General features: G+C 74.1%; 3 protein-coding genes. All 3 read left to right on the forward strand.

Annotated features, from left to right (window positions below; translation table 11 throughout):
* Positions 1 to 620: biotin/lipoyl-containing protein (locus DQW85_RS11570; RefSeq protein ID WP_113700340.1), on the forward strand; the 620-nt coding region annotated here is incomplete at its 5' end.
* Complete coding sequence (locus DQW85_RS11575) at positions 617 to 1,411, forward strand: enoyl-CoA hydratase-related protein (RefSeq protein WP_113700341.1); 795 nt, start codon at positions 617 to 619, stop codon at positions 1,409 to 1,411. The genes DQW85_RS11570 and DQW85_RS11575, both read left to right, overlap by 4 nt.
* The coding region (locus DQW85_RS11580) for an acyclic terpene utilization AtuA family protein (protein WP_162794909.1) at positions 1,411 to 2,723 on the forward strand (1,313 nt) is incomplete at its 3' end. The genes DQW85_RS11575 and DQW85_RS11580, both read left to right, overlap by 1 nt.

Consider the following 2,723-nt stretch of genomic DNA (forward strand, 5'->3'; position numbering starts at 1 on the left):
CGCAGTGGCCCGTCCTGGCCGCCGCGCTCGCCATGGCCGCCGCGAACCGCCGCGCCGCGCGCGTCCTCGGCAGCCTGCCCTCCGGCTGGCGCAACGTGAGGTCGGAGCCGGGGCGGGCCAGGTTCGAGGAGGCCGAGGTGGTCTATCGGCCGCTCCCCGAGGGCGTCACGGTCGTGGCCGCCGAGCCGCACCGGGTGGTGCTGGAGCGCGACGGCGTCAGGCAGGCCTACGACATCGCCATGTACGGCGACGACGGCGGCAACGATGTCGGCGGCGCGCACCCGCGCAAGGTGTACGTCGACTCCCCCGCCGGGTGCGTCGAGCTGACGCCGGTGCCACGGCTGCCGGAGCCGGTCGCGCACGTCGCCCCCGGATCGCTGCTCGCCCCCATGCCCGGTAGCGTGCTGCGGGTCGAGGTCGGCAAGGGCGATCGGGTGGCCGGTGGCCAGCCGGTCCTGGTGCTCGAGGCGATGAAGATGGAGCATCGGATCGCCGCCCCGGCCGGCGGGGTCGTCTCCGCCGTGCACGTCGAGGAGGGACAGCAGGTGGAGGCTGGAGCAGTGCTGGCGATCATCGAAGAGAGCGACGGCGGGGAGAGCGTGCGGGAGGGGGACTCATGACGCGCCTGGTCCACAAGGAGCTCTCGAACGGCGTCGCGACGATCACGCTCGACTCGCCGCCGAACCGCAACGCGCTGTCCGTGCGCCTGCTCGCGGATCTGGAGGACCGGCTCGGCTGGGCGCTGGCGGAGCCGGAGGCGCGGGTGCTCGTGCTGACCGGCACGGGCCCGGTGTTCTGCTCGGGCGCCGACCTGAAGGAGCAGCGGGTCGAGCGCGCCTCGGGCGCCGCGGACGCGCCGGTGACGGCGTCGTTCCCGGAGATCCTCTCGCTGATCTGGGAGAGCCCGAAGCCGGTCGTCTGCCGCCTCAACGGCACGGCCCGGGCGGGCGGGCTGGGCCTGGTCGCCGCCTGCGACTTCGCGATCGCGCCGGCGCGCGCGTCGTTCGCGTTCTCGGAGGTGCGCCTCGGCGTGGTGCCCGCGATGATCGCCGTGCCGGTGCTGCGCAGGCTGAACGCGAGGGCGGCGGCCGAATACCTGCTGACCGGCGAGGTGTTCGACGCGGCCAGGGCCGTGGAGATCGGCCTGCTCACCCGGGCCGTGCCCGAGGAGGAGCTCGACGCGACCGTCGCCCACTACGCCGGGATGCTGGTCAAGGGCGGCCCTGAGGCGCTGGCCATCACCAAACGGCTGGTCAGGGACCTGCCTGGGATCTCGTTCGACGAGGGGCTGCGGCAGATGACGGCGCTGTCCGCGCAGCGCTTCACCTCGGAGGAGGGTCAGGAGGGCATCGCGGCGTTCATGGAGAAACGGCCCGCCGCGTGGGTGCCGCGGGGCGAGCGGACGCCCTGATGCTGCGCGTCGCCAACTGCAGCGGCTTCTACGGCGACCGGCTCTCGGCCGCCCGCGAGATGGTCGAGGGCGGTCCGATCGACGTGCTCACCGGCGACTGGCTGGCCGAGCTGACCATGCTCATCCTGGCCGGCAACCGCCTCAAGGGGCGTCCGGGCTACGCCCCGACGTTCCTGAGGCAGCTGGAGGATGTTCTCGGCACGTGCCTCGACCGCGGCATCAAGATCGTGACGAACGCCGGCGGGCTCGACCCCGCCGGCTGCGCCGGGGCCGTCCACGACCTGGCGGCCAGGCTGGGCCTGTCGCCCAGGGTGGCGCACGTGACCGGCGACGACCTGACCGGCCGCGAGCTCGACCTGACCAACGCCGACACCGGCGAGAAGCCGGACGCGGCGCCGCTGACCGCCAACGCCTACCTCGGCGGGCGGCCCATCGCCGCGGCTCTGTCGGCGGGCGCCGACGTCGTGGTGACGGGCCGCGTCACGGATGCCGCCCTGGTGACGGGACCCGGCATCTGGAGGTACGGCTGGGGGCCCGGCGACCTCGACGCGCTGGCCGGGTCGGTGGTGGCCGGGCACGTCATCGAGTGCGGCTGCCAGGCCACCGGCGGCAACTACGCCTTCTTCCGGGACGTGCCCGACCTGGCCCACTGCGGCTTCCCGATCGCCGAGCTGCACGCCGACGGCTCCTCGGTCATCACCAAGCATCCAGGCACGGGCGGGCTGGTCTCGACGGGCACGGTCACGGCCCAGCTGCTGTACGAGATCGCCGGTCCGCGCTATCTCGGTCCCGACGTGGTGGCCCGCTTCGACACCATCACGCTGTCCGCCGACGGCCCCGACCGCGTCCGCGTCTCCGGAGTCCGCGGCGAGCCACCGCCCGGCACGCTCAAGGTCGCCGTCAACTACCTGGGCGGCTACCGCAACACGATGACGCTGGTCCTCACGGGGCTGGACGTCGAGGCCAAGGCGCGGCTGGCGGAGGAGGCCATCTGGGCCAGGGTGCCGCGCTCGTCGTTCGATCAGGTGGACGTCACGCTCGCCGACGGGGGGCTGCTGCGGATCACGGTCATGGACGCCGACCCGCGCCTGGCCGGCCGCGCCTTCTCCTCGGCCGTGGTGGAGACGGGGCTCGCCAGCTATCCCGGGTTCCACGCCCTCTCACCGCCGGGTGACGCCTCGCCGTACGGGGTCTACTGGCCGGTCCTGGTGTCGGCCGGGGACGTCCGGCCCGAGGTCTTCCTGGACGGCGTCCGGCTCCCGTACGAGCCGCCCGAGGCCGCCGACGCCGTACGCCCCCCGGCCCCCACCCC

The sequence above is a fragment of the Nonomuraea lactucae genome, assembly GCF_003313395.1.
Taxonomy (GTDB): Bacteria; Actinomycetota; Actinomycetes; order Streptosporangiales; family Streptosporangiaceae; genus Nonomuraea; species Nonomuraea lactucae.